Source organism: Actinomadura sp. NBRC 104425 (assembly GCF_030269545.1).
GTDB lineage: Bacteria > Actinomycetota > Actinomycetes > Streptosporangiales > Streptosporangiaceae > Spirillospora > Spirillospora keratinilytica.
Genome location: NZ_BSTN01000033.1, coordinates 1 through 23,390, shown reverse-complemented (window position 1 = coordinate 23,390; position 23,390 = coordinate 1). Strand labels below are relative to the sequence as shown.

General features: G+C 69.8%; 29 protein-coding genes, 1 pseudogene and 1 CRISPR repeat array. Of the genes and pseudogenes, 10 read left to right on the top strand and 20 right to left on the bottom strand.

Annotated features, from left to right (window positions below):
• The first annotated feature begins 476 nt into the window (after positions 1 to 476).
• The 8 genes from QSK22_RS30030 (at position 477) to QSK22_RS29995 (ending at position 6,488) form a co-directional block, all read left to right on the top strand.
• Positions 477 to 1,730 (top strand): helix-turn-helix domain-containing protein, encoded by a 1,254-nt coding sequence (locus tag QSK22_RS30030; protein ID WP_352231504.1) that lies wholly within the window; start codon positions 477 to 479, stop codon positions 1,728 to 1,730.
• A 118-nt stretch (positions 1,731 to 1,848) separates the two neighbouring features.
• Complete coding sequence (locus QSK22_RS30025; protein ID WP_285497821.1) at positions 1,849 to 2,070, top strand: hypothetical protein; 222 nt, start codon at positions 1,849 to 1,851, stop codon at positions 2,068 to 2,070.
• Complete coding sequence (locus QSK22_RS30020; protein ID WP_285497820.1) at positions 2,067 to 2,360, top strand: hypothetical protein; 294 nt, start codon at positions 2,067 to 2,069, stop codon at positions 2,358 to 2,360. Before QSK22_RS30025 ends, QSK22_RS30020 begins: the two co-directional genes overlap by 4 nt.
• A 662-nt stretch (positions 2,361 to 3,022) precedes the next feature.
• Positions 3,023 to 3,316, top strand: coding sequence for a hypothetical protein (locus QSK22_RS30015; RefSeq protein WP_285497819.1), 294 nt, complete (start codon positions 3,023 to 3,025; stop codon positions 3,314 to 3,316).
• Between the two features lie 167 nt (positions 3,317 to 3,483).
• Entirely contained in the window at positions 3,484 to 3,705 is a 222-nt protein-coding gene (locus QSK22_RS30010; RefSeq protein WP_285497818.1) for a hypothetical protein, read from the top strand.
• A gap of 247 nt (positions 3,706 to 3,952) precedes the next feature.
• On the top strand, positions 3,953 to 5,053 hold the full coding sequence (locus QSK22_RS30005) for a radical SAM protein (RefSeq protein ID WP_285497817.1): 1,101 nt from the start codon (positions 3,953 to 3,955) through the stop codon (positions 5,051 to 5,053).
• Entirely contained in the window at positions 5,053 to 5,655 is a 603-nt protein-coding gene (gene tmk / locus QSK22_RS30000) for a dTMP kinase (RefSeq protein WP_285497815.1), read from the top strand. Before QSK22_RS30005 ends, tmk begins: the two co-directional genes overlap by 1 nt.
• Before the next feature lie 23 nt (positions 5,656 to 5,678).
• Positions 5,679 to 6,488, top strand: a complete 810-nt coding sequence (locus QSK22_RS29995) for an endonuclease/exonuclease/phosphatase family protein (RefSeq protein WP_285497814.1) — start codon at positions 5,679 to 5,681, stop codon at positions 6,486 to 6,488.
• A gap of 24 nt (positions 6,489 to 6,512) precedes the next feature.
• Here the strand turns inward: QSK22_RS29995 and QSK22_RS29990 are convergent, their stop codons facing one another.
• From QSK22_RS29990 to QSK22_RS29895, 20 genes and pseudogenes are all read right to left on the bottom strand, one after another.
• Entirely contained in the window at positions 6,513 to 7,088 is a 576-nt protein-coding gene (locus tag QSK22_RS29990; protein ID WP_285497813.1) for a class IV adenylate cyclase, read from the bottom strand.
• A gap of 518 nt (positions 7,089 to 7,606) precedes the next feature.
• On the bottom strand, positions 7,607 to 8,884 hold the full coding sequence (locus tag QSK22_RS29985) for a tyrosine-type recombinase/integrase (RefSeq protein ID WP_285497812.1): 1,278 nt from the start codon (positions 8,882 to 8,884) through the stop codon (positions 7,607 to 7,609).
• Between the two features lie 93 nt (positions 8,885 to 8,977).
• The gene (locus QSK22_RS29980; protein WP_285497811.1) at positions 8,978 to 9,187 is read right to left on the bottom strand and encodes a helix-turn-helix domain-containing protein; all 210 of its coding nucleotides are present in this window, start codon (positions 9,185 to 9,187) and stop codon (positions 8,978 to 8,980) included.
• Positions 9,188 to 9,508: 321 nt separating this feature from the next.
• Complete coding sequence (locus tag QSK22_RS29975) at positions 9,509 to 11,125, bottom strand: hypothetical protein (RefSeq protein ID WP_285497810.1); 1,617 nt, start codon at positions 11,123 to 11,125, stop codon at positions 9,509 to 9,511.
• The gene (locus QSK22_RS29970) at positions 11,122 to 12,264 is read right to left on the bottom strand and encodes a bifunctional DNA primase/polymerase (RefSeq protein WP_285497809.1); all 1,143 of its coding nucleotides are present in this window, start codon (positions 12,262 to 12,264) and stop codon (positions 11,122 to 11,124) included. Before QSK22_RS29970 ends, QSK22_RS29975 begins: the two co-directional genes overlap by 4 nt.
• A 158-nt stretch (positions 12,265 to 12,422) precedes the next feature.
• A complete protein-coding gene (locus QSK22_RS29965; protein ID WP_285497808.1) occupies positions 12,423 to 12,593 on the bottom strand; it encodes a hypothetical protein in 171 nt (56 codons plus the stop codon).
• A gap of 32 nt (positions 12,594 to 12,625) precedes the next feature.
• Positions 12,626 to 13,012 (bottom strand): RapZ C-terminal domain-containing protein, encoded by a 387-nt coding sequence (locus tag QSK22_RS29960; RefSeq protein WP_285497807.1) that lies wholly within the window; start codon positions 13,010 to 13,012, stop codon positions 12,626 to 12,628.
• 219 nt (positions 13,013 to 13,231) lie between these two features.
• The gene (locus QSK22_RS29955; protein WP_285497806.1) at positions 13,232 to 15,259 is read right to left on the bottom strand and encodes an FtsK/SpoIIIE domain-containing protein; all 2,028 of its coding nucleotides are present in this window, start codon (positions 15,257 to 15,259) and stop codon (positions 13,232 to 13,234) included.
• Positions 15,259 to 15,660, bottom strand: a pseudogene (locus QSK22_RS29950) (hypothetical protein); the annotation flags it as partial. The gene QSK22_RS29955 and the pseudogene QSK22_RS29950, both read right to left, overlap by 1 nt.
• Positions 15,636 to 15,950: a hypothetical protein gene (locus QSK22_RS29945; protein ID WP_285497803.1), complete on the bottom strand. Its 315-nt coding sequence runs from the start codon at positions 15,948 to 15,950 to the stop codon at positions 15,636 to 15,638. The pseudogene QSK22_RS29950 and the gene QSK22_RS29945, both read right to left, overlap by 25 nt.
• Positions 15,951 to 16,040: 90 nt before the next feature.
• The gene (locus QSK22_RS29940) at positions 16,041 to 16,211 is read right to left on the bottom strand and encodes a hypothetical protein (protein ID WP_285497802.1); all 171 of its coding nucleotides are present in this window, start codon (positions 16,209 to 16,211) and stop codon (positions 16,041 to 16,043) included.
• Between the two features lie 13 nt (positions 16,212 to 16,224).
• A complete protein-coding gene (locus QSK22_RS29935; protein ID WP_285497801.1) occupies positions 16,225 to 16,479 on the bottom strand; it encodes a hypothetical protein in 255 nt (84 codons plus the stop codon).
• An 11-nt stretch (positions 16,480 to 16,490) separates the two neighbouring features.
• Positions 16,491 to 16,736, bottom strand: coding sequence for a hypothetical protein (locus QSK22_RS29930; protein ID WP_285497800.1), 246 nt, complete (start codon positions 16,734 to 16,736; stop codon positions 16,491 to 16,493).
• A gap of 2 nt (positions 16,737 to 16,738) precedes the next feature.
• A complete protein-coding gene (locus tag QSK22_RS29925; protein ID WP_285497799.1) occupies positions 16,739 to 17,734 on the bottom strand; it encodes a hypothetical protein in 996 nt (331 codons plus the stop codon).
• A complete protein-coding gene (locus QSK22_RS29920) occupies positions 17,731 to 18,255 on the bottom strand; it encodes a hypothetical protein (RefSeq protein WP_285497798.1) in 525 nt (174 codons plus the stop codon). The genes QSK22_RS29925 and QSK22_RS29920 overlap by 4 nt, the downstream gene beginning before the upstream one ends.
• Positions 18,252 to 18,428: a hypothetical protein gene (locus tag QSK22_RS29915; protein ID WP_285497797.1), complete on the bottom strand. Its 177-nt coding sequence runs from the start codon at positions 18,426 to 18,428 to the stop codon at positions 18,252 to 18,254. The genes QSK22_RS29920 and QSK22_RS29915 overlap by 4 nt, the downstream gene beginning before the upstream one ends.
• A complete protein-coding gene (locus QSK22_RS29910; protein ID WP_285497796.1) occupies positions 18,425 to 18,700 on the bottom strand; it encodes a hypothetical protein in 276 nt (91 codons plus the stop codon). Before QSK22_RS29910 ends, QSK22_RS29915 begins: the two co-directional genes overlap by 4 nt.
• Before the next feature lie 29 nt (positions 18,701 to 18,729).
• Positions 18,730 to 18,861, bottom strand: a complete 132-nt coding sequence (locus QSK22_RS29905; protein WP_285497795.1) for a hypothetical protein — start codon at positions 18,859 to 18,861, stop codon at positions 18,730 to 18,732.
• Between the two features lie 139 nt (positions 18,862 to 19,000).
• A complete protein-coding gene (locus QSK22_RS29900; RefSeq protein ID WP_285497794.1) occupies positions 19,001 to 19,927 on the bottom strand; it encodes a DUF4097 family beta strand repeat-containing protein in 927 nt (308 codons plus the stop codon).
• Positions 19,928 to 19,930: 3 nt separating this feature from the next.
• Entirely contained in the window at positions 19,931 to 20,146 is a 216-nt protein-coding gene (locus QSK22_RS29895) for a WhiB family transcriptional regulator (protein WP_285497793.1), read from the bottom strand.
• Positions 20,147 to 20,416: 270 nt separating this feature from the next.
• On the opposite strand from QSK22_RS29895, the gene QSK22_RS29890 reads away from it, so the two are divergent.
• On the top strand, positions 20,417 to 21,172 hold the full coding sequence (locus QSK22_RS29890) for a GntR family transcriptional regulator (RefSeq protein ID WP_285497792.1): 756 nt from the start codon (positions 20,417 to 20,419) through the stop codon (positions 21,170 to 21,172).
• Positions 21,169 to 21,603, top strand: a complete 435-nt coding sequence (locus QSK22_RS29885) for an NUDIX domain-containing protein (protein WP_502872386.1) — start codon at positions 21,169 to 21,171, stop codon at positions 21,601 to 21,603. Before QSK22_RS29890 ends, QSK22_RS29885 begins: the two co-directional genes overlap by 4 nt.
• Before the next feature lie 1,080 nt (positions 21,604 to 22,683).
• A CRISPR array of direct repeats spans positions 22,684 to 23,261; the repeat unit is 29 nt; unit sequence GTTCTCCCCGCGCGAGCGGGGGTGGTCCG.
• Positions 23,262 to 23,390: the final 129 nt, after the last annotated feature.

Below are 23,390 nucleotides of genomic sequence, written 5' to 3'. Positions count from 1 at the left end.
GTGACGCGGTTGGCGAGGTTGGCCGTCGCGGGGGCCGTGGCCGATGGCGCTGGCCTCCGAGGGAGACCCCTTCGGCGACGCGGCAGGACGCCAGGTAGGCGATCGAGTCGTCCACGGCCAACACGCAATTGACCGGGGTCGCCGGGGTGCCCCTGCCGCTTCGGACGGCGCTGGTCAGCTTCAATCCGGCAGCTGTCGGACGAACCGAGCGGCCAGAAGCATCGTCCCTCGTATCCGTTATGGAGTACATAACCCAGGTGCCGGGACCGATACGGGTGAAGGCGTAGCGGCACAGGAAGGTGAAATGCGCGTAGGCGCTGGCTCACAGACGGCCCCGCGTCCTGCAAGATCGTCAACTACTTGTAGCACCCACGACGCACAGCATCCCGCCCACCAACATTTTTGGGTGTGCACAGGATGTTCCTTGCCGGGCTCATGACGAGCTGAGGCCCTGCCCCTTAGCCTGATAGTGGTCGATGCATTTCAGGAAAGAGGCAAGGCCTATGAAAGACGCTAGCATCTCCGAGCGGGTGCGGAGCCTCCGCACCCGTCGCGGAATGACCCAGGAAGAGCTGGCGGAAAGATCAGGTCTCAGCGTCGCGGTGATCCGCAAAATCGAACAGGGCGGCACCGGCCGCATGGAGACCTACCACCAGCTCGCCCGCGCGCTCGGCGTCAAGACCGTCTGGTTCGTGACGCCCTCCTCCCCCGAGCCCTCCGAGGCACGCGCAGACGACATCGTCCTGGCCGACATGCGATCGGCGATCAACCCGCCGATCGGCCTGTCCGGCCGCCCGCTGTACGGCACCGCCGACGGCGACCAGCCCGACCTCCACCGCTTGAAGCGCGCCGTCGCCTCGATCGCCGCCGCCTACCACGACGACCGGTACGACGACCTCGCGGCGATGATGCCTGGCCTCGTGAAGTCCGCACACCATCACGTCGACGCCTACGACACCGGCGACGACCACCGCGAGGCGCTTCGCCTGCGCGCCGACATCACCGGACTCGCCGGCCGATACCTCATCCAGATTCGCGCCCACGACCTGGCGCTCATCGCTCTGCACGGCAGCCTGCGCGACGCGCTGGAGATCGGCGACATGGGCCTGGCCGCCGCAGCCGTGAGCAGTCAGGCATGGGCCATGCTGCGGCAGGGACGACTCGACGAAGTGGAACGGCTGTGCGTGGACACCGCCGACCAGATCGAACCGAAGATGTCCACGGCCACCCCGGACGAACTGGCCGGTTGGGGCTACCTGCTGCTGCGGGCCGCGGGCGCCGCTTCCCGCAACAACAAACCCGAGGAAGCCCGCGAGTACGCCCTGACCGCGTCGACCGCCGGGGCTCGGCTCGGCCGCCAGCACGAGGACCTCGCCGGACACATCTCCTTCGGGCCACTCACCACCGAGCTTCATCGTGCAGAGGTCGAACTGCTGGACGACAAGCCGGACCGAACCCTAGAGATCTCACGCAACCTCCCCCAAGGCGTCGGAAAGGTGCACGCCAGCACCTGGGACAGGCACAGGCTCGACCGGGCCAAGGCACAGCTGCGCACGGGCGACGCGGAGAAGGCCACCGAAACCATGAAGAAGATCCGCGCCGACCATCCCAGCTGGCTGCGGTACCAGCAGTACGGGCGGGACATCATGCGCGAGATCCTTCAGTCACGGCCGCGGATGCCCTCTGAGGAGATGTTGGATCTCGCAGACTTCATGGGGGTCGAGCCGTAGGTACCACGTTCCATAGCAGTTCCCGGCGGGGTGCGGTGAAACTACCGCGCCCCGTCTCTGTTATGACCCCATGACGCTGCGTACCGTCTTGGCATCCCATCAGGGCAGGGAGCCAGAGATGGTCATCGCAGTGGACACAGCGCACGGTCCCTCAGCAGCCGAGGTCCTGGCCGCCGAGTTCGGAGGCGAGTGGGAGATCTGGCGCGAGATGCGGCCAGACGGCAGGCACGGAGACTGGATCGCACGGCAGTTGCACGCCGAGGACGGCACCGAACCCCTGGAGCTGCGTGCCCCGACCATCTCCACCCTGGCCAGAAAGCTCCACGGAGTGGACCGATGAACAATCCCGCCCCCTCCCACCGCGCCGGGCCGTCCGCCGAGGAGGTCCGCGCGTGGGAAGCGACTCGCGCTCGGATCGAACGAGGGCTTGAGCAGCACTTCCCCGGCATCGTGGCCGGATACGGCGAGTACACCGGGAACTGGTTCGCGTTCGACCGCCGCGGCCCGATGCTCACGGCCGCGACCCCCGAGCAACTCGCCGAGCAGATCAGGCGCGCCCGTCAGCCGCACCCGCCCGTCCCCTACCAGGCGCACCCCTCGGCCAACCACCAGCAGGGGCGGCAATGGTAATGATCGGGCACCTACTGGTCGCCGACGGGCACGACGAACGCGCCACGTCCGTGCACCGTGACGACCAGCTCGGGCAGCTCTCGTACTGCCCGGCAGGCAATCAGCCGAGCGACGCCGTACCTTTCAGAGGCCGCCCGGACGGAAGCCGCCCTATGACCGCTGCAGCTCCGAGAAGGCAGGACGCTCCGCTTCGACGGCCCCACCGGTGGTTGCAGCCTGGCGGTGACACGGCCAGGCCCATGGGCCGTGTCACCGCCCCCGCCCCCACCGCGGTCAGCCTCCCCGGCCTGGCCACAGGCTCCGCAAGGGGGATGGTCTCGCGGCCGACGCCTACGCCCCCGGCGTCGGCCGCGGGCCCGGATGATCTCGCACGACCGCCCGGCCACTGGGTGCCCCAGAGCCGCAAGACGGAAGCCGTGCGCCCCATCCACCGGGCGACACCCCGCATTCCTCACCGCGCGCAGCGCTTCCCCGGCGCGCGCGGCTCCTCGCGGGCGGCTCCGCACTCCTCGCCGCCCGCAGCCGCACGGCCCGGCCCTCACAAGGGGACTGCTCGGCCGGGCCGTGCGGCCTTCCCTCAGCGCTTCGGCGCCACTCCACACAACAAGACAGCCCCGGGTCGCTGAGATCCCTGGGCCCTGTCGAACGAAAGGGACCCGACCATGGACGATCGAACAGACGTCCCCGACTCGTACAACCCGCTGGCGGCGCTCGGCCAGAAGTTGGCCATGCGCGGTCTGACAGTCGACCACATGCTGCACGTCGCGGACGCGACGGGAGTCTCGCTGACGATCACCTGTCGACCGCGGCCGGAGGACGACGGCCGCCTGTGGGTCTTCACCGAGGCGGATGAGCCGATCTCCGAGGCCGACGGCGTGCACCTGGACGACGCGGTCCTGCACGTCCTCGGACACCTCGCCCGGCGTGCCGAACGCGCCAGGGAGGCAGCGCGGTGACCGGGCCCGGTGCGATGGCCCCGCACCGAACCAGCACACGGTCATGCTCGGCCCTCCTGGACGTACTGCCCGCACCCGCCACACGCCCCCGCTCGGGATACCAGAAGGCCCCGAGCCGATCCGTGCGATCTCACACCAACAGAGCTGAGGGCATCCGAAGGGACACCGTGACCGATCTGTACCTATGGCGCACGTGTGACGGCGCATACGTCATCCGTGCCAGCGACCACCCGACCGTCCAAGAGCTGGCCGAGCTGCGCCCGGATGGCAGCGGATGGTGGGCAGCCCGGCGCCTGTCTGACGGCGTCCAGCGGACGATGTGGCAGCCGCACACCCAGGCCACCGAGGAGAACGCGGCCCGCACCGTCGCCGAGCGGCTTCTGAGATAGCCCCCGCGGCCCCGGCGACCAGGACCACGGCGCCGGACCGGGGCCGCGGTGGCGGCGGCGCGGCCCCTTCCCTCCGCGCCGCCGCCAACCCCTACGGCCGCACCCGCTGGAGGCCGGCAGCAGGCTCCACGGGCGCGGCACCAGACGGCGGGGCGGCCGGAAGCGCGGCCCGGTCGCCCCGCCCTCGCAGGACTACCCCGCCCCACAAGCCAGACCCCGTACCCGCCTTTCATCAGGGGGATCACAGATGAAGCGCTCCTTGATCGTCGACACCAACGCCGCCTCCTGCTTCTTTCGGACCTCCGTAGCCGGTGACCGGCGCAAGGCCCTGGTGCAGATCACCGAACGCTGCAACCTGCACTGCGCGCACTGCTTCGTCTCCTCGACCCGCGAGGGCCGGGACCTGTCCTACGACGACCTGGCCCACACCGTGCTGCCGCGCCTCCGGCAGGCCCGGGTGGAGCGCATCACGCTGACGGGTGGGGAGCCGTTCGTGCACCCCGAGCTGATGGAGATCGTCCGCATGCTCACCGGAGAGGGCCTGCCGGTCGGGCTGTGCACCAACGCCACCCAGACCAGCGACCAGCAGATCGCCGAACTCGCCGAGCTCGGTGGCGTCCACATCAACGTGAGCCTGGACGGCTTCCGCCGTACCAGCCACGGCCGTTTCCGGGGAGACACCTCCTCGTTCGAGGTGACGGTCGCCACGATCCGCAAGTTCGCTCGGGCCGGGTTGTTGCAGGGACTCCTGTCCACCCCGAACGCGTTGACGGAGCCGGCCGAGTTCGCCGAGCTGTGCGAGTTCGCCGTCGAGGTCGGCGCAAAGTACGTCCTGATGAACCCGCTCAGCTCTTTTGGCCGCGGTGTCAAAAGCCAGTCCCGTCTCGCCGCCGACACCGCGACCATGAACACCATCCGCCAGGTGACCGAGCAGTTCCGCGACCGCGGCATCGAAGTCGTCCACATCCGCTTCCCCAACGACGACAAGCCCCTCTCCGGCTGCGACGCCGGAAAGCTCATCTACGTCTTCGCCGACGGCGCCACCGCTGTCTGCCCGTACCTGGTGTTCGCCGCCCGCACCCCGCAGTCCAACGTCCCCGACACCGCGTTCCTGGTCGGCAACATCCTGCACTCAGACGTCGCCGCGGCGCTGGACCGCTTCGACGTGGACCGCGTACTGCGGCCGGGGGCGAACGCCACATGCACGGCATGCGACCTGAACGCGGCTTGCGGCAAAGGCTGCCCGGCTGCGGTCATTGCTCAGGGACGACAGGTCGGGGAGGTCGACACCGAGCAGTGCCCCCGGGTCGAACACCGGCCGCTGCTGCAGATCGGCCGACGCCACTGATGCGCACCGGAGTATTCATCGCGATCGAGGGGCCCGACGGAGTCGGCAAGACCACCACCGCCGCCGCCCTCGCAGCACGGCTGTCGGCGGCCGGGCGGGACGTCCACGTCACTGCGGAGCCGTCCAACACTCCCCTCGGCCGCCTGATCCGCTCGGCCGAGGCCCGGCTTCGCGGCCGGGCACTGGCCCTGGCGGTCGCCGCCGACCGGCGCGCCCACGTCGAACACGAGATCCTTCCCGCCGTCGCCCAAGGCCGACTGGTGATCAGCGACCGGTACGTGCCCTCGTCACTGGTCCTGCAGCGCCTGGACGGGCTCACCCTGGATGAGATCTGGCTGTACAACGCCGACCTGCCCGCCCCGACCGCGACGTTCTACCTGCAAGCACCCGCAGACCTCTTGCAGGCCCGGTTGAATGAGCGTGACCGCCTGTCCCGTCTGGAACAGGAAGGGACGCCGACCCGAGCCATCCAGTTGTATGCGGAGGCCTACGAGTTCCTGGCCGCGCGGGGCTGGCACCAGCAACGCCTCGACTGCGGCACGTCACCCCCGGGCCGGGTCGCAGACACCATCTGCGACCACCTCGATCACCTGCCGACATAGACGACCCGAAGGAAACACAAGCCGTGCTGTCACTGCTGACCATCAACATCGGCGCAGCGGCCGAAAGCCGCGCCGATCGGATTCTCAGCTGGCTGGCCACCCGCCCCGAGCAGGTGTTCCTGCTGACCGAGACCAGCAGCGGACGCGGCACCACCCGCCTGCTGGACCGGTTCCACCGCGCCGGATACGCGCTGGTGCACACCCCGACCCCCGGCGACCGCGGCACGGCACTCGTCTCCAAAATCCCCATCCCGCAGGAGCCCGCGGCGTTCGCGAAGGTCAGCATCCCCGGCCGGGTCGCCGCGGCGGTCCTGGACACCCGGCCCCGGCTGTGCGTCACCTCGGTGTACGTGCCCAGCCGCGACCGGTCCGCCGCCAAGACCGACCGCAAACAGCAGTTCATCACGACCCTCCTGCAGGCAATCCAGGCCCTGCCGGTCGAGCACCGCGACAGCCTGGTGCTCGGCGGCGACTACAACGTCATCAGCCGCGACCACCGGCCCGCGCACACCGGCTTCCTGCCGTTCGAGTACGCCCTGCTCGACTCGCTCCGCGCATCCGGCCTGGTCGACGCCCACGAACACTGCCGTCCCGCAGACCAACCGCACTCATGGATCGGCAGAACCGGCGACGGCTACCGCTACGACTACTTCCACGTGTCCCAAACGCTGGCCGACCTGCTCGCCTCCAGCACCTACCTGCACGAAACCCGCAACCCACACGGCCCCCGCCTCACCGACCACGCCGCGGTGAGCATCTCACTACGCGCCGACGCAACAGCCCTGCTGAAGACCAGCGATCCGACCACCGACGACGAGGCCACCCTCTTCTGACCTTTGCCCACGAAAACGTGGCACTCACGCGGTCGCCGGCGTCTGCCGCACCAGCGAGTCATAGGTATCCGACACACGCTCCAGCCCGACGCCCAGCGACCGCGCCACACGGTCAAGGGCCCGCTGCGCACCTTCTGCCGAGCCGCCCCGGACGAGAGCCTCCAGCTCCAGGAACAGCCCGAGATGCTCGACCTCGTCGACGCACACGGCCACCTCACCCAACTCCCGAGTGTCCATGCGCGCCGTCCGGCGGGTCTTCACGATCCTCACCGTCGGCCGAAACCCCATCGCCACCAAGGCTTCGTGCATCTGCGCCCGGTCCTGGACCATCGTCTCGTGCTCGACGCACGCCTGCTCATTGGCCACCGGCCTCTTCACCGTGAACAGATGCCCGCACCGCCCCTCCTGGGTACGCAGCCTGGCGAAGGGAACACCGATCTTGCTGTCCCCATAGCTCCAACCTCGGGGAGCGTAGGCCTGGTCGTCCTGCCGCACCGGAGCAGACAGCACCACACCCCGTCCGGCCAGAGCCGCCTCGAGCGCCGTCCCCTCGATCACCCGGTACTTGACCTCGATCTCCTGAACATGCTCCGACAACACTGGCACTCCACTCACATGGCGACCGACGCCCGAGCAGCCTAACCACACCCCGCCAAACACCACAGCAAGAACCGCCGCCGACTCACGACAACGGCGCCACCACATCACCGCAGCTCCCCGACGAACCACCCACCCACCTGTGCGGGGAGAATCAGAGCGCGCCGATCACGGACTTGACGGGCTTCGCCTCCCGCTCGCGGGACACCACCGTACGGGCAACGCTGCGGACGCGGCCGGCGGGTGGCGATGGCCTAGTTGGCTCGTTGTCCGCTCGGCGGCATCGGTACGGGACGGTCTGCAGCGGCACAGCCCGAACCTGAAATGCACTTGGATGTGCACAGAACGGCACAACGTGACACCGCCAATACCGGGCCAGCATGTTCTGCGGTGACTTTTAATCCGTAGGTTGTGGGTTCGAGTCCCACGCGACCCACCGCGAACGAGCAGGGCGTATGCCGTGATCGGCATACGCCCTTGACCTTCCGGGTTGCAGTCTGGGTTGCAGTCGGCCTAGTCGATCACTCCCACAGGGCAGCTCCCATGCGCCCCACGGCGTCCACCGTCAGGTCGTCCGTGGGCCGGGTGTAGCGGCGCGTCGTGCTGAGCTGAGCATGGCCGAGGATGCGCTGGATCACGTGGATGCTCACCCCCTGCTCGCCGAGCAGCGTGCCCGCCGTGTGCCGCGCGTCGTGCAGCCGGTAGGCATCCGCCTGGATGCCCGCGGCGCGCAAGAGCTCTTTCCACGCGCCCCAGTCGGCGCGCCGATCGATCGGCCGGCCGTCCGGCCGACACCACACCAGGTCCCAGTCTTCCCAGTTCTCCCCCGCCGCCTGGCGTTCGGCATCCTGGGCGGCCTTGTGCGCTTTGAGCAGCTCCAGGAGCGGCGGCGGGATGGGGATTTCGCGCCCGCGCTTGCCCTTGGGCCGGGTGAACCTCCATCCCCCGACCCGCTTGGGGCACGAACGCTCGTGTCCTGTGCAGTCCGGCGGGCACAGCTTCGGGCACTTCCCGTCCTTGTGGCGCTTGCAATTGGCGGGGCAGCGCGTGAGGCAGACGTGGCGCCGTCCGGACGTCCGTTTGGCCTTTGGGCAGTCTTCGGGACAGGGCCAGCGATGCAGCCGGGCGCCGCACTCATGGGGATCGTCGCAACCATGCCGGTAGGGCATGTGCTTGATCTGCCAGTGCACCCGGATGACACCGCGTTCCAGATCCACGTATCTCCAGCGCAGCCCGAGCGCTTCACCCTGCCGTAGGCCGAGCGCGAGCGCGACAGACCACCGCGTTCCATTGCGCTGCTCACCGGCGATCGTGAGCACCGTCCGCGCTTGGGCCGCGGTCAGAGTCTCAGTCTCGGTCTCTTCCGCTTGGGGCGCGTCTACAAGCGTGGCCGGATTACGCGCGATGATCTCGCGCTGAGTGGCCACCTTGAGAGCTCGCGACAGAATGCGGTGAATCTGCAAGACGGTGTTCGGCGCCAATCCTGCATCCGCCAGGGAGACGTAGAAGGCGTCAAGGTGGTCAGGGTGCAGCCGGTCTAGGCGATGCTGACCGAGACCAGGGATGATCCACTGTTCCACCTTGGGGCGGTAGGTGGTGCGCATAGTGGATTCGTCCACCTTGCGTGCGGCGATGGTGTCGAGCCAAGTCCGCATCCACTCCGCGACGGTCGGCGCGCGACCGGGCTTACTGGTCTTGCCCGCGTCGCGCTTGGCCTCCAGCTCGCGAACCTTGCGCGTGACTTCGGCCTCCGTGGCGGCCTTGCGGTGCCTGCGGTCGGGGCGACCATCGGGCTTCACGCCCCATGGTCACCCAGCCGTGCCACTTGCCGTCGGACTCGCTGTAGTAAATGGAGGATCGTCCGTTCGGCTTCCGCTTGCCGGACTGTTTGGTCACCTCCTGCCCTCCTGCTCAAGGCGAGCGATGTACTCGACGATGGCGGTACCGGGGATCAGGCGGGTGCGGCCTTCCTTGACCGACCGGAGTCGACCGGACTCCATAAGGATGTACAGCGTGCTGCGCGACAGCGACAGCAGGCGCGCAACGTCAGTCACTCTGTAGAGCCGCATTTCCGGCGGCACCTCGGGGGCGGGCGTCGTCATGATGGGCACCTCCTTGTTCCGGTCGCTTGGCGTGCTTTGGCGGCCGTCCGTCGGCCTCTGGTGTGAGGGGCTGAAACATCTCCGCATCTCCGCATCTCCGCAAAGGTGGCCGTGACCTGCGGTGATGTGTGCGGAGATGGAGACGGTGGGGCTCTGGTCATCTCCGCAACCGGGGGTTGATCTCCGCAGGGGTTGCGGAGTTGCGGAGATGACCGGAGTTTGGTCTCCGCTATCTCCGCACGTGTTTGTGCAGGTGAGCGGGGGTGTGCGGCGTTGCGGAGTTTGCGGGGATGTTTCAGCGGTCCCCGGTCCGGCATCGGTTCAGGCATGGTGTTCGACCCAGAAGACGTTGCGGTCGCCCCGGTCGTTTTTGGCGCAGCGGATCACGTAGTCACCGCGCCACCGGCCGACCTGGCCGGTGAGCAGGCGGCCGAGAGCGAGCACGTTGGGCGGGCGGCCGGTGTGGGTGGTGATGAACTGGCCGTCCCAGGGGTCGTGTTCGTCGTTGCCGATGCGCTCGGGTTCACCGCTCCGGCGCAGCTCGGCGGCGGTCATGCGCCGGTCGCCGTGCAGGCGGTGCCAGCAGGCCAGGAACGCCCGCCAGCGGCTCTCGTCTTCGTCGATGCCGCGCACCTCGGCGGCGTTGCCGAGGAATCCATCGATGCCATGGTGTGCCAGGAACCCGCCCAGCGCTTGGGCCCAGGGGGTGAACTGCCGCATCGCGATGGTGTCGGCGCGGGGCGCGCCGCGGCGGGTCCAGTCCAAGACCAGCACGAGCAGGTGCCACAGCACCGTCATCTGGTTGGCCGGGACGGTGATCCACTGATCCAGGTGCGGGATGCCGAAACGGCTCTGGTCACGCTGTTCGGGGCGGGGCATGTTGGGATCGAGGTGCACCCGGACGGTGCGGGACGCCATGTCCCCGCCGACCTGCAGGTTGTTGCCGGTGGCCATCCACAGCCGGTCGTTGACGGTGGCGATGGTGCGGGACGCGCCGAGCTGCCGGTCGGACCACACGCCGGTGGTGACCAGCAGGGCGAGGGTGGCCGAGTCGATGACGGTCCCCTCGGCCAGGTTGTCCCACACCACGACGCCGACCTGTTCGGCGAGCACGGCCGTGATGCTTTTCCGCAGTTCTTCTTCGGTGTAGGGCCAGGGAATGACCCGCTGGCCGTACAGCATCCCGCATGCCCCGGTCAGGATGCTCTTGCCGGACGCGGGCATGGTCGCATCGACCAGCCCGAACGGCGTCAGCGAGCGGGTGAAGTGCCGCAGGATCGGCGTCACCAGCAGCGCGATGTAGTTCGCCCGGTCGGCGGGGCCCGCCCAGGGGAAGTCGCGCAGAAACCGGCCCAGCAGGAACTCCCGGGCGGCGTGGACCTGCTCGGGGGTGGGTTCGTCGGGAACCGGTGGCAGCGCGACCTTGGAGGCCAAATAGAGGCCGGTGGCGGGGTCGTAGCCGGGACGTTGCAGCAGGGTGCCGTCTCGGCGCAGCACAGGCGCGCCGATCACGCCGCGCAGCGGCGCCACGTTCGGCCAGGTCTTGCCCGCCAGCACCGACGCCAGGATCTCGCGCGGCGGGGTCACCTCCTCCTCATAGAACTCCACCCCGCCGTCACCGGTCTTGCGGGAGCGCTCCCGGTACACGTAGGCGTGTTCGGCCAGCACCCTGGCCAAAGTCGCGGGGGTGATGGGGCTGGCGGTCACCGGCAGAGGCGAATCGTCATCGGCGGCCGGGCTGGCCTGACCGCCCGACACGGTCTCCATGTGCACCAGGGACCCGGCGGAGACGTAGGTGTCGGGCAGCGCACCGGCGGCCAGCGCCGCTCTGAGGACGCGGATGGTCTCGGGCCCGGACCCGACCTTCAACCGCCGGGGAGCGCCCGCCGGCGGGGCGTTCACGGGCGGGGTGTTCGGGGGCGGGGTGTTCGCGGTCATGCGGGCACCCTCCGGGGACGCTGCGCACCGGCCCGGAACCCCGACATGATGGTCCGCCGCGCGGCCAGCTCGGACTGTCCGGACTGCACGGCGGCGTTGACCAACAGGTCTTCGGTGTCGGCTGGGTCCAGTGCGCCGCCGGCCACCAACTGGCCGAGAGCGACGGCGGCGCCGTACAGGGTGGCGTTGCGGCGCCCCTGCGGTGCGGCGGCGACCGCGTCAACGCTGGCCTTGATCGCTTTGTTCAGGTAGGCGGCGCGGCGGCCGGGCGCGGCCAGGTGCACCACGACCGGCTGTTGCGGCGGCCGCGGCGCCGGGCGCAGCAGCTCGGCCAGCCAGCCGGGCAACGGCGCCGGCGGCACGTCGTAGGCGGTGGCGTACGCGTTGGGACCGACGGCGCTTCCGGCGGCCACGACGTATCCGCCGTGAGCGCGGGTGTCGATCAGCCAGCCCAGCCGCCCGGCGGTGTTGCGCAGCGCCACGCCGGGTGGGGCGGTGAAGTACAAGTGCATCCCGCCCGATGCGGTGCGCACGGTGTAGGTCTCGAATGGGAACGGCTGGCCGTGCCGCTCGGCGAGCGCGGCGAGCACGTCGGCGCCGGTGCTGATACCGGGTTCATCGGCCCATTCAGGGGGCGGAACCTGCCCCGGCTTGGGGGTGTCGAGGTCGATCACGACCAACCCGGACGGGCCGCACGCGATCCCGATGTTGTACTGGGTGTGCTGCCAGCATCGCCGGATGCGCGCGGTGTCGGTGGCGGTCGCGCGGCCTTCCCAGTTGGTCACAGCGGGGCGCTTGTCACCGGGCCGCAGCGGGAACACGTGCCAGCCGCGGGCCGCGTGGCCGAGCGCGGCCGTCAACAGGTCGGCGGTGTCGGGGATGCCGTCGCCGGTGCCGGCGCCCTCGGTGAGCGGCCGGCACGGCGGCGTGGGCTGTCCGTCGTGGTTGTTGACGTAGGTCCCATCGGGCAACCGCCACTCGGTGAACCATCGGCGCTCGTACGGCGAGGGCCGTTTCTGGGCGTGCGTGCCGCACCGTACGCAAACGGCGTTGTGGGCGTCGCGTCGCTGCCAGGTGTGGCGTTGCGGCGAGGCGGCCATGTCCGGCCGGTGCGGGACAGGCGGGACCGGGTGGGTCATGATGGGTGGGGACTCCTTTCCTGTCTGGGAGGGGCCCCCGGGATGCCGGGGCTTGCGGTTCGGGCGTCCCGAGGGGCACTGTTCGTGGCCGGTGAGCGTGTCTCGCCGGTCCGTGAGGCGGCCGGACACCCGGCCCGGCCGCCCGGACGCACCGGCGGTCAGTCCACGAACTTGCGCAGCCCGCGGTAGGGGCGGACGACGACCGTTCCGTCCTCGCGGCGGATGGCGCAGTTGCGGGGCGAGCGGGGGCACCCGGCCATCCGCACCTCCACACCGGAAGTGGTGATGGGGCGGGTGCGGCCGCCGCCGGGGCCGGTCACGATCGTCACGGGCCGGCCACGCTCAAGCCGCGTGTACGCGTTCACCGGTTGATCACTCGCCTGTGGAGGTCGCGGTGGGTCAGGGCGACGGCCTGTCCGACCAGGATGTCGGCCAGGGTCATGCCGACGGTGGCGGCGCGGTGGCGGCCGCCGGCGCAGCCGACGGCGACGGTGACGGGTCCGGCGGACGGTCCGGCGAGGTAGGCGCGGATGGCGGCGGTGGCGTCGATCAGGGGGCGGATGCCGGGGGTGTCGAGCACGGCGGCCCTTACGGGCGCGTCGTGGGCGGTCAGGTACCGCAGCTCGGGGGACACGTGCGGGTCGCGGAAGTGGTGCCTCAGGTCGAGGGTGATTTCAGCGGGCGGGGGCGCGCCGTGCAGGTATCCGAACGTGGTGATGTGCACGGTTGCGGTGCTGGTGTCGGGCATGTTTCCTCCTGTCGTGACGCGGGCGGGGGCTGGGGGAGGGAGTTGCAGGTCAGGGCGGGTGTCACGGTGTCACGTGACGGCCGTGACAGGCGCCCGTGACAGGGTCCGTGACACGCCCGTGACAAGATCAACAACGGGTGCGGGTGCGCGCCTACACGCGCAGCCGTGCGCGGGGGGAGGGGCCCGCCGGTACGGGCCGTGCGGGCCCCTCGCGAGGGTCTAGACGGCGACCGGGTCCCGGTCGAGCGCGGACAGGTCGGCGATCGTGTACCGGGTGGTGGGTCCGGCGTCGTCCTCGGCGAGCACGCCCAGGTCGACCAGTTCGCGCAGGACCTTGTAGGCCCACGCCCGGGACCGGTTGCCGGTGGCGTCCCGGACCTTGAGCAGTTCGGGGTCGGACGCGGTGAACGTGTGCCGTCCGCCCCGGGCGCGGAACTTGAGCCAGTCGGCGAGGAGCCGGCGTGCGGCCTGCGGCGACATCTTCTGGGCGGTCGGCTCGGGGATCACGAACCGCTCGGCTTCCTCGGCGGTGGGCTCTTTGATCTCGGCGTCGGGTGCGACGTCGGCGAGGTCGGGGTCGGGGTCGGGCTCGCCGAGGTAGTCGGCGATGGCGTCGCCGGTGTCCTCGTCTCGGTCGTCTCGCATGTCGTCCTCCTGGTCGACGGTGGTCGCCTGGATGACGCGCGGTCCGGTGCCGACCGAGTCCGCCAGGCGCGTCGTGAACTCGTCCATGTCCATGTCCCGTGCTGCGGCCGGGTAGCGGGCCGCGTGTTCGCGCATCGCGGCGTTGGCGTCCTGGTCGTCCGCCCCCCACGCGTACGTCCTGAGCGGCACCGCGTAGTGCGTCTCAGGCACGCCTGGCGCGTCAAGGTAGGCCATGCCGGGCTGATGGCTCCCCCACAGTTCGGGGGCGCAGTCAGCGGCCTGCTGGCGCTCGGAGAGCCCGAACCCGCTGTCCTCAGTGCTGGCGACGCCGAACGTCATGCGCGCCAACTGCGCGCGGGCGATCGTGGGCATTTGGCTGTAGTCGGCGCGCTGGAGCGAGAGGATGATGCTGCACCCGGCCGACCGGGCCTCCTTGAGCACCTGCAACAGCAGCTCTTCTTCTCGCGAGCCGAGCTCGTCAAAGATCTTGGCGGCTTCTTCGAGCCATACGATCCAGTAGGTGAGGCCACAGCCCGGAGCCCACCGCTGGTAGCCATGCTCGGCGAGCCAGGCCGTGCGCTCGGGGATGATCCGCACCAGTGCCCGGATGAGTGCCACAAGCTCGGGCTTGGTCTTGATGAACCGTGTGATGGCGGGGGTCAACGGCCCGACCGTCTGGTCTGACTTGGCCAAGTCGGCCACGAACGTTGCCACGTCCGACCGGGTGATGGCCTCGCCGAGGATGTTCCAGCCGCCGCCGATCGACTTACCCGACCCGGTCATGCCCATGATCTGCAGGTGTGTGCCGGGCAGGGTGAGCAGGGCCGGAGTCGCGTCCTGGTAGACGCCGATGCGGAGCGGCTCGGCGATGGACGCGCCCGGCTTGCTCGGACCGGGCCACGGGATCGGTCGCCGCATCATCCGCGGGTCGGTCACGGTGATGTGCATCTTGCTGGCGTCGTCCTCATGCGGCGCCAACACCACCGACCCCGGCGGGAAGCGGAGACCAGACTCGATGGTCTCCGTCTTCTTGAGCATGTCGCTCTGGGTGCGCTCACCCGGCGGGAGCTGGAGCGTGCCCTTGATCGCGTGATCGTCGACCTCGCGGGTCTTCACGCTGGCGCCCTTGAGCCCGAACCGCTCCTTGGCCTTGTCGAAGAGGCCGCCAAGCGGGTCGGTGTCGGCGCTGTCGGTGTTCTTGGCGCGGATGACGGCGCGGATGTTCCACGCGGCGGCCAGTCCGCCGCCGCCGAAGAACCACGCAGCGAGCGCGAACCCCGATGTGGGGCCGGTGATCGTGGCGACCGTGAACCACAGCATGGCGCCGCCAGCGGTGACCGTGGAGTGGACCCGGCCCAAGATGCCGCACCCGTGCGAGACGAGCCAGGTCAACGCGGCCAGGATCACGGCGATGAGGGTGCCGGCCATGGCGACCCAGGCGACCGCCGGGGGCTCGCCCCACAGGACGTGCGCCACAAGCGCGAGCGGCCACACGATCAGCAGCACCGCCCACGGCGGCACCAAAGGACCGATCTTGGAGACGGTGGCGACGGCGGCCCGGTCCAACGCGGCGCCGCCCGCAGCCTCGATGCGTCCGCCCATCACAGCCTCACCTCGATCTCGCCACTCCTGCGGCTCCTGCGGCGGACCGCCTCTTCCAGGTCGAGGAACTCCCGCCGGTAGGCGACGTTGAACCGGACCGCCTCGGCGCTGATGCCCTGGCACAGGGCCCGCGCGCGGCGCAGGTGGCGGGACACCATCCGGGCCCGCACCCACACGTCAACCCGCCGCATCTCGGGCAGCTTGCGGAGCTTCCACATCGCCGCCTGCGCCCGCTCGGCGGCCACGTCCAGCTCGGCCGCCATGTCGTGCGCCAGCGTCTGGGTGTCCCGGGCGTAGGTGGCGACGGCCCGGCCGACCTGCCCGCGGAAGGCGGTCTCGCCCAGTTGGATGATGATTCGCTCAGCGGATGCCATGGTCAGCTCCCCAGGAAGTGCCGCCGGTACGCCCGGTTGAACCGCTGGGCCTCCTCGGCCAGGCCGTGCGCCAGCGCCTGCGCCCGCTTCAACCGGCGGGCGACGCGCCGGGCTTTGACCTTGGCGTCCAACCCGAACAGCAGCGGGTGCCCGTGCAGCTCGGACATGGCCGCCTCGGCGTCCGAGCTGGCCATGTCCAGCTCGTGCTGCCACGCGCGAGCGATCGTGAACAACTCGCGCGCGTACAGCTCGAACGCGATCGCGAGGGACCCGCCGAACTCCACGCCGGCCAGCTCATCGATGACGCGGTCGCTCACCGGTGCCTCCTGTGGGTCATGATGTGACTGCCTCTCGTTGAGGGCCCGGCCGGGGCCGTTGCTGATGTGAGCCCCGGCCGGGTACGGGCTCTACTTGTTGCGGGGCTTGGTGATGACGGCGCCGCCCGGGACCCGGACGGCGGTCGTGCCGTCGGCGGCGCGGTGTGCCACGTGCCGCCTGGCGCCGTCCCGGTCGCACTTCACGGTCTCGCCGTCGCGGCCGACGAACGTCGCACCGCACTTGTTGCGGTCGTTGGACATGTGGGTTCTCCTCTCACTCTCCGATCGGGTCGGGCAGAGCCCGGCACGTGCTCGCGTGCTGGTTGGCGGCCTGGCGGGCGTCGGCGAGCAACAGCGAGGCGTTGAGGTCGGCGCGGCGCAGGTGCTGTCCGGTCTCGCCGCAGTCGCACTCCCAGCCGAACCCGCGGGTCAGGCCGTATCCCTCGTCCACCGCGATCGGCTTGAGGCGGACGATGGCGCCGCACAGCCCCCGGTAGCGCGGCAGCCTCTGGTCGGTGTCGGTGGTCACCGGATCTCCTCTCAGAACAGGGCCATCTGGTTGGTGCACAGCTCGTAGGGCTCCCACGGCCGCCGGCCGTGCGCGCGCCGGTCGCGGCACTGCTGGCCGACGGGGACGCGCGGCAGGGTGGCGATGTGCGAGTCGACCTCGTAGCGCGGCACGCGGCGGGTCTCGTACACCTCGCCCGCCTGCCCGCACGTGCACCGCATCCGGTAGCCGATCCGGCAACCGTCGACGACGGGCTCGACGTACGGCCGGTGCCGCACCGCTACTCGCCGCCCTCCCGGATCGCGTCCCGGACGGCGCGGGCCGTGTCCATCCCGCAGCGAAACCGGGCGCGGATCGCGTTCGCCGACGGCTCGGGCGGCAGCTCGCCCGCGTCGATCAACTGCCGCGCCCGGAGCACGAGCGCGTCGACCTCGGCTCGGTTTCCCGACCGGTAGGTCGGTGCGTTTTGCCTGTACGTAAGGCCAGTAAGGCCGGTAGCCCTCTCGGGCTCGGTGGCGATGTCGAGCCGCGACAGCGCATCGAGCAGGACGGGCAGCCCGGTCACGATCGCCACGGCGACGATCGGGCCGATCAGGTGCACCATGAGCCGCTCGAACGAGAACGGCGACGCGACGCCCGGCAAGTGCGGGTAGGCGTTCATCGTCACCGTCAGGGCCAGGAACAGGCCCTCCAGCCAGTTGAGCGTCCTGCTTTCGACCGGCTGGCCGTGCGCGCCCAGGAACGCCCGCACGCCGACGATGGACAGCAGCGCCAGGCTGAGGAACGGCTCAACGGTCCACGCGAACAACCACTGCGCCGACCATGCGGGCGCGCCGTCTGCGGCGAACACCTGGACTCCGGCGCTGCTCCAGCCGAGCGCCAGGGCCAGCGCCGTCATGGACGCGCCGATGGCGATGCGGCGCACCCGGGCGGCCTGCCACGCCAGGGCCCGCGGGTCCCGGGACAGCTCGTGCAGCCGGTGCGCCTCGTACACGCGGCGACGGCGGCGCCGGACCCGCTCGGACTCCAACGTCAGCGGCGTGTCGTCCTGGTACAACTCGGCGAGCCGGTGCGCCTCGGCCACCTCGGCCCGCAACCGCTTGACGCGCTTGGTCTCGCCGTCCGGGACCCGCCCGGCGACGGGCAGGTCGCCGGACGGCAGCAGCTGCAGCGTCGGCGTCGCGGAGTCGGCCGCCTCGGCCAAGTGCCGCTCCAACGCGGCGATGCCCTGCTCGATGTCGTCCGGGTCCGGCGCGGGAATCTGCATCGTCGTCATCGGGAAACCTCCAGCAGGCCCTCGCCGCCGCACGCGTCGCACGCGGCGTAGGCGTAGTCGGACGTGACGCCGGGCCCCTGGTACCAGCGGCGGCCCTCACCCCGGCACTCGGGGCACGCCCTCGCCGAGACGCCGCCCCGGTGCTCGCCGAAGTAGTCGTGATCGCACCACGGGCACTCCGGCGTCTGGGTGCCGTCCCGGCCCCGGACCTGCCACATCTGCCCGCGGCAGGTCGGGCACCGTCCGGCCGAGACCGGGTAGGTCACCTTGACGGCCTGGTCGGCGCGCTCGATCTCGCCGATCGCGGCGCGGAGGGCGGCACGGACCGTGTCGAGGTCGGCGGCCGTGCCGCTCAGGCCGGCGAGCCCGGCCAGCGCGTCCCTGACGTAGGCGCCCCGGGCGGCGCTGGTGTGGTAGTAGTCGGCCCACTCCCCGCCGGCGGGTTCCGGGACGGTGAGCGCGTCCCGCACGGCGTCGGCGAGGTTCACCAGCTCGTTCGTCAGGTCGTAGCGGTCGCTCACCGCTGGCTCCCCTCCCTGCCGTCCAGGTAGGCGCGCACGCCCGCCAGAACGGCCAGCACCGGGCCGGACAGGACCAGCGGCCCCGGCACGGGCGCCACGGCCGAGATCACCACGGATGCGCCCAGCAGGATGAACATCACGGCGATCCCGCCGCGCATCGCGTCCGGCGTCACGACACACCGCCCGTGGTGTCGCAGGCGTGGCTGTAGCCGGTCGCCGGGTACGCGGCCAGCAGCGCCCGCAGGCTGGCGATGTGCGCCTGCACGTCCACCCGACCGCCGGGCAGCGCCTCCAGGGACCGCAGCAGGTGGCGGATGCGGGCATCGAGGATCTCGCCGCGCCGCTGCTGGTCACCCGGGTGCGGCGCGGCCGCGGGGACGTCCACCGCCTCACGCACGGCGTCGATCACCGCGCGGGTCTCGGGGGACAACCTCTTCGGCTTCACTTGCTGCTTCCTCCTTCCGACCGGTTCTCTCACCGGCCGCACCTGCCGGTGCCGTTGCAGACCCGGCACGGGTCGCCGGGGCGGATCTCGCCGGACCCGCCGCACAGGTGGCAAGCGGCCGCCACCGGCAGGACCTGGCGCAGGAGACGCAGGTACGTCATGATGGGAACTCCTTTCTTGAAGGGCCCCGGGACGCCGGGCTTGGCGGTTTGGGCGTCCCGGGGTGCACAGCTGTGAACCTGTCTCGCCGGTCCGTGAGGCGGCCGGACACCCGGCCCGGCCGCCCGGACGCACCAGCGGTCAGGCCAGGGCGTCACGCCGAGGGTCGGGGGTGACCACATCGCCGCTCTGCGAACGGGCGGTCACGGCCAGCCCCTCGGCCAGCGCCGTACCGGTCGCGATCACCGTGATGTCGCCGGACACCGACCGGGCGCGCACGGTTCCGCCCCCGGTGGCGCGCACCCGCACATCCCCCGACACCGTGGACACGTCGGCCCGGCCGGCGAAGGCGGTCACCGTCACATCCCCGGATGTGGTAGCGGCGTGCACGTCGCCGGCGCGGCCGAGGTACACCTCCCCCGACACCGACCGGACCACCGCCGCACCGTCCACCGCCGCGGCCGACACAGCGCCCGAGGTGGTCTCGGCACGCAGCGAACCGACCCCACCGGCCGACAGGCCACCGGAAGTCGAGGTGAAATCGACCGCGGCGAACTCGCCGGAACAGGTCAGCGGCGCGGACTGAGTGACTGCGGCCACGCTCGTGCCCTCGGGAACGTGCGCGGTGATCTCAACTCGGCCACCGGCCACGATCGCACCACGGCCGGTGATCTCGACTCCGTTGATGACGACACGGCCACCGAGATTGACGATGCCGTCGCCGGTGATCGCGGCCCCGTTGACGGTCACACCGGTGGGGATGTCGCCGAACGACTGCACGACGGTCATCCCACGGTGGCCGATCACCGTTTGCGTACCGCCCACGACGGCGACACCGCCGCCGACATGCGAGTCAACACGCACGCTCAGCGTGTTCGTCGCCTCCTCCCACCGCAGGACGGCATCACGGACGGCGTCGTGGGCGGCCGGGTCGTCACCGCGGGCGGTCACGGTGACCTCGGCGACCGTGCAGGCCGGGTCGGCGATGACCGTCACGTCACCGGCGGGCAGGTCAACCGACAGGGCCACCGGGCCGGGACGCGACGCGGTCAGGGCGCGGGCCGTCATGGGTTAGGCCACCTCTTTCATGTCGAGTTCGGACAGGTCGGCCAGCGCGGCGAGCTCGGCGGCGGTCAGCCCAGCCCACACCCCGTACTCGGGGCGCACCCACATCGCCAAGTCCAAGCACCGGGCACGCACCGGGCACAGCTGGCACACCTCCACGGCCACCGCCTCACGGGCCGCACGCTCGGCCGGCGACTCCTCACCGACCGGACCGGCGTGCAAGTCCGGGTCAAACCGGCACTGAGCACCGATGATGGGTCTCCCCCGCAGGTCTGCGAACGGGGAGAGGGAACGGGACACAGGAAACCTCCATGGCCGTCGTGCGGTGTCCGTGAGTGTCCGCTGTGGTCCACTCACGATGCGGGAGCCTAACACATATGTTTTAGGTTGCAAGCCCTCGCAGGCTACAGGGCTCTGAGCTGGGAGAATGTGGGATCTTCCGCAGTACGGCTATGGTCAGTGTTATAGGTCCGACAGCCGAAGGAGCCGCTCGTGTCACTGCAGCGCCCCCGCTCCCGCTACCAGCAGGTAGCGGACGACCTGAGGGAAGCGATCAGGCGCGGTACATACGGGCCGGGCGCGGCTCTGCCCAGCCAGCCGGAGCTGGCCCGCAAGTACGGCCTCACACAGACCTCTATCAATCGCGCGATTGCGCTTCTGGAATCAGAAGGGTTGATTCGCACCGAGCGAGGCATCGGTTCCTTCGTCCTGGACATCCCGACTGTAAAGCGAGTTCGGCGTATACCCCCGCGCGGCAGAGGCAGCGGGAGTAGTTTCGCTGAGGGAATGCAGAAGGCCGGACTCAAGCCGAGCACGAAACTCGTCCAGGTGGACGAAATTACCCCGCCACCCGAGGTAGCGGAGCGCTTGGACTTGGCGACTGGTGAACGGGTCTTGATTCGTAAGCGACACATGTTCGCAGACGACCGGCCAGTTCAATTGGCGACTTCATACGTCCCCATGTCTGCGGCTGGGGATGTAAGTATTGCGTTCCCGGACACGGGACCGAACGGTCTTTACGAGCGGCTCGCGGAGCGTGGACACCGCGTCGTGCGATTCATGGAAGAGATCGAATCCCGCCGCCCAACCGAAGAGGAGGCCGACTTTCTTAAGATCGGCAGATCACAGCACGTCCTTGAGGTGATACGTTTCGCCTTCGACCGCACGGGAAAACCCTTGGACGTTGTGTACAACGTCTTCCCCTGCCAGCTTTGGAAACTTACCTACGAATGGGCGGCCGAAGAATGAGCGCCAGCGCTGACCTACCTCGGCACTCGGTGAGCGTGACGGGCATCGTCCTGCGCGGAGATGGGAACATCCTTGCCATCAAGCGCATGGACGACGGTCGCTGGGTCCCCCCGGGGGGAGTTCTGGAACTAGATGAACATCCGCACGATGGTGTCATCCGTGAAGTCCTAGAAGAGACCGGCGTCAGAATCGAAGTGGAGCGTCTAACCGGTGTCTACAAGAACATGAAACTTGGCGTTGTCTCGCTCGCCTTCCTATGTCGTCCGGTGGGCGGCCAGGCTGGCCCATCTACCGAAGCCTCAAAAGTGGAATGGGTTCTGCCGACGGAAGTTGCCAGCATGATGCCGGAAGCCCGCGCTATTCGAGTCCTTGACGCCCTCAGCGATGGAGGTCCGTACGTCCGCATCCATGACGGCTCGGTGTTGCTGTAAGACGCCGCCCCTCGGCCGCGCGCCAACTGGCAGCGGTGTGCAGTGGCCATCTCGCTGTCGAACGACCATGAGTCGGGAAGCACGCGGGGCGGCGCCAGCCCCTGGCGGACGTGCTGCAGGCCAGGTTGCAGTTCCGGTTGCAGTTCAGTGGGGTCCCGTGGTTTCCACCATCGTCCACAGACTGCACCTAGCTTTGGGGTCCGGACGTCACCGGACAAGCTTGGAATGATGACCTAGACCTTTTAATCCGTAGGTTGTGGGTTCGAGTCCCACGCGACCCACCCAGTCTGACCAGGGCAAACGCGAGTATGCCCCGGTATGCCCGCCGTCGCCTTCACCCCGGTTCGTCCCCGTGTCGGCTCCATGTTGGCTCGCGGACACGAACCCAGACATCACCGAGCCCCCATACCCCCACCTCGCCCCACGCCCCTCACAGATGCAGCAACATCAGCGAACCAGGCGCCACCAGCAGACGATGACTGCACCCAGGGGCGGCGACCATGTTCCCGACATGGGCCCCGCGAATCTTGACCCCCAGTAGAACGGTGCTGCACCGCCAGACGCGGACACACTCGGCGTTCAAACGGGCACCGTTGATAGGTAGGCAAACAGGTTGCCGCCGTTCGAGAGCGTAGACGGCATGGCCACCGCCACCCCTGCACGCAGGAGAAGGAAGCAGGCCAAGTGGGCTGTTCAACAAACCGGTCGACGACGCACCATGAACGGACGATGCGCACCTGAGCGTGCCCGGCGTGCCCGGCGATCATTACGCGGACGCCGCAGGCCCTCTCGCGGCGGCAGCCCCAGACACAGCCGACGAAATTCCAGTCGAAGTAGTCGAAGACGGCAGCCGATGGCGGTCCGCCGGCCCCGCCGCGTCAGCGAACCACCCCCGCCCGCGCGGGGAGAACTGCGCCACGTTCACCTGCGCTCACGGCCACAACCTCCCAGAGCAACCGCACCACAGCCACCAACACGATCCCTGCCGCGCCTAAACTGCCTCCATGCCCGACCAACCACCGGCACACCACACAAGGTCACAAAACGATAACGCCGTCGCATAGCACCAGCTCAGCAAGTGTTCTCCCCGCGCGAGCGGGGGTGGTCCGAAGGTCACCCGCCAGTTGGCGACCGAGCACGCGTTCTCCCCGCGCGAGCGGGGGTGGTCCGTTTCCGATAACCGTCCCGAGACCGGAAAGGCTGTTCTCCCCGCGCGAGCGGGGGTGGTCCGTTCTCATTCGGCGCGGCGCGTTAGTCGCTGGTGTTCTCCCCGCGCGAGCGGGGGTGGTCCGGCCTTCGCGTGGTCTGAGATGCCGCTGAGGGCGTTCTCCCCGCGCGAGCGGGGGTGGTCCTACGGTGGCGTCCCTCCTCGGCGGTATACCGGAGTTCTCCCCGCGCGAGCGGGGATGGTCCGCAAGTGAGGGCGATCCGGACCGCGTACGCCGCGTTCTCCCCGCGCGAGCGGGGGTGGTCCGCACGGAGAACAATCCCGGAACGTTCCCCAGGAGTTCTCCCCGCGCGAGCGGGGGTGGTCCGGACGTTGCCGAGAACGCACGTAACCCATCGATGTTCTCCCCGCGCGAGCGGGGGTGGTCCGCGGTCGGTGTCGCGTGCGGGCGCGGGCGCGCAGTTCTCCCCGCGCGAGCGGGGGTGGTCCGGAACGCGGGTAGACGGGCATGGAAGGGGGCAGCCCTGCACAGGGCTGCCCCGGGTTGTCGACTGTGTTCCACCTCGGACTGCGGCGCGGTGCCTTCAGTACACGCGCGGCAAAGGGGCTTCTGAGTCAG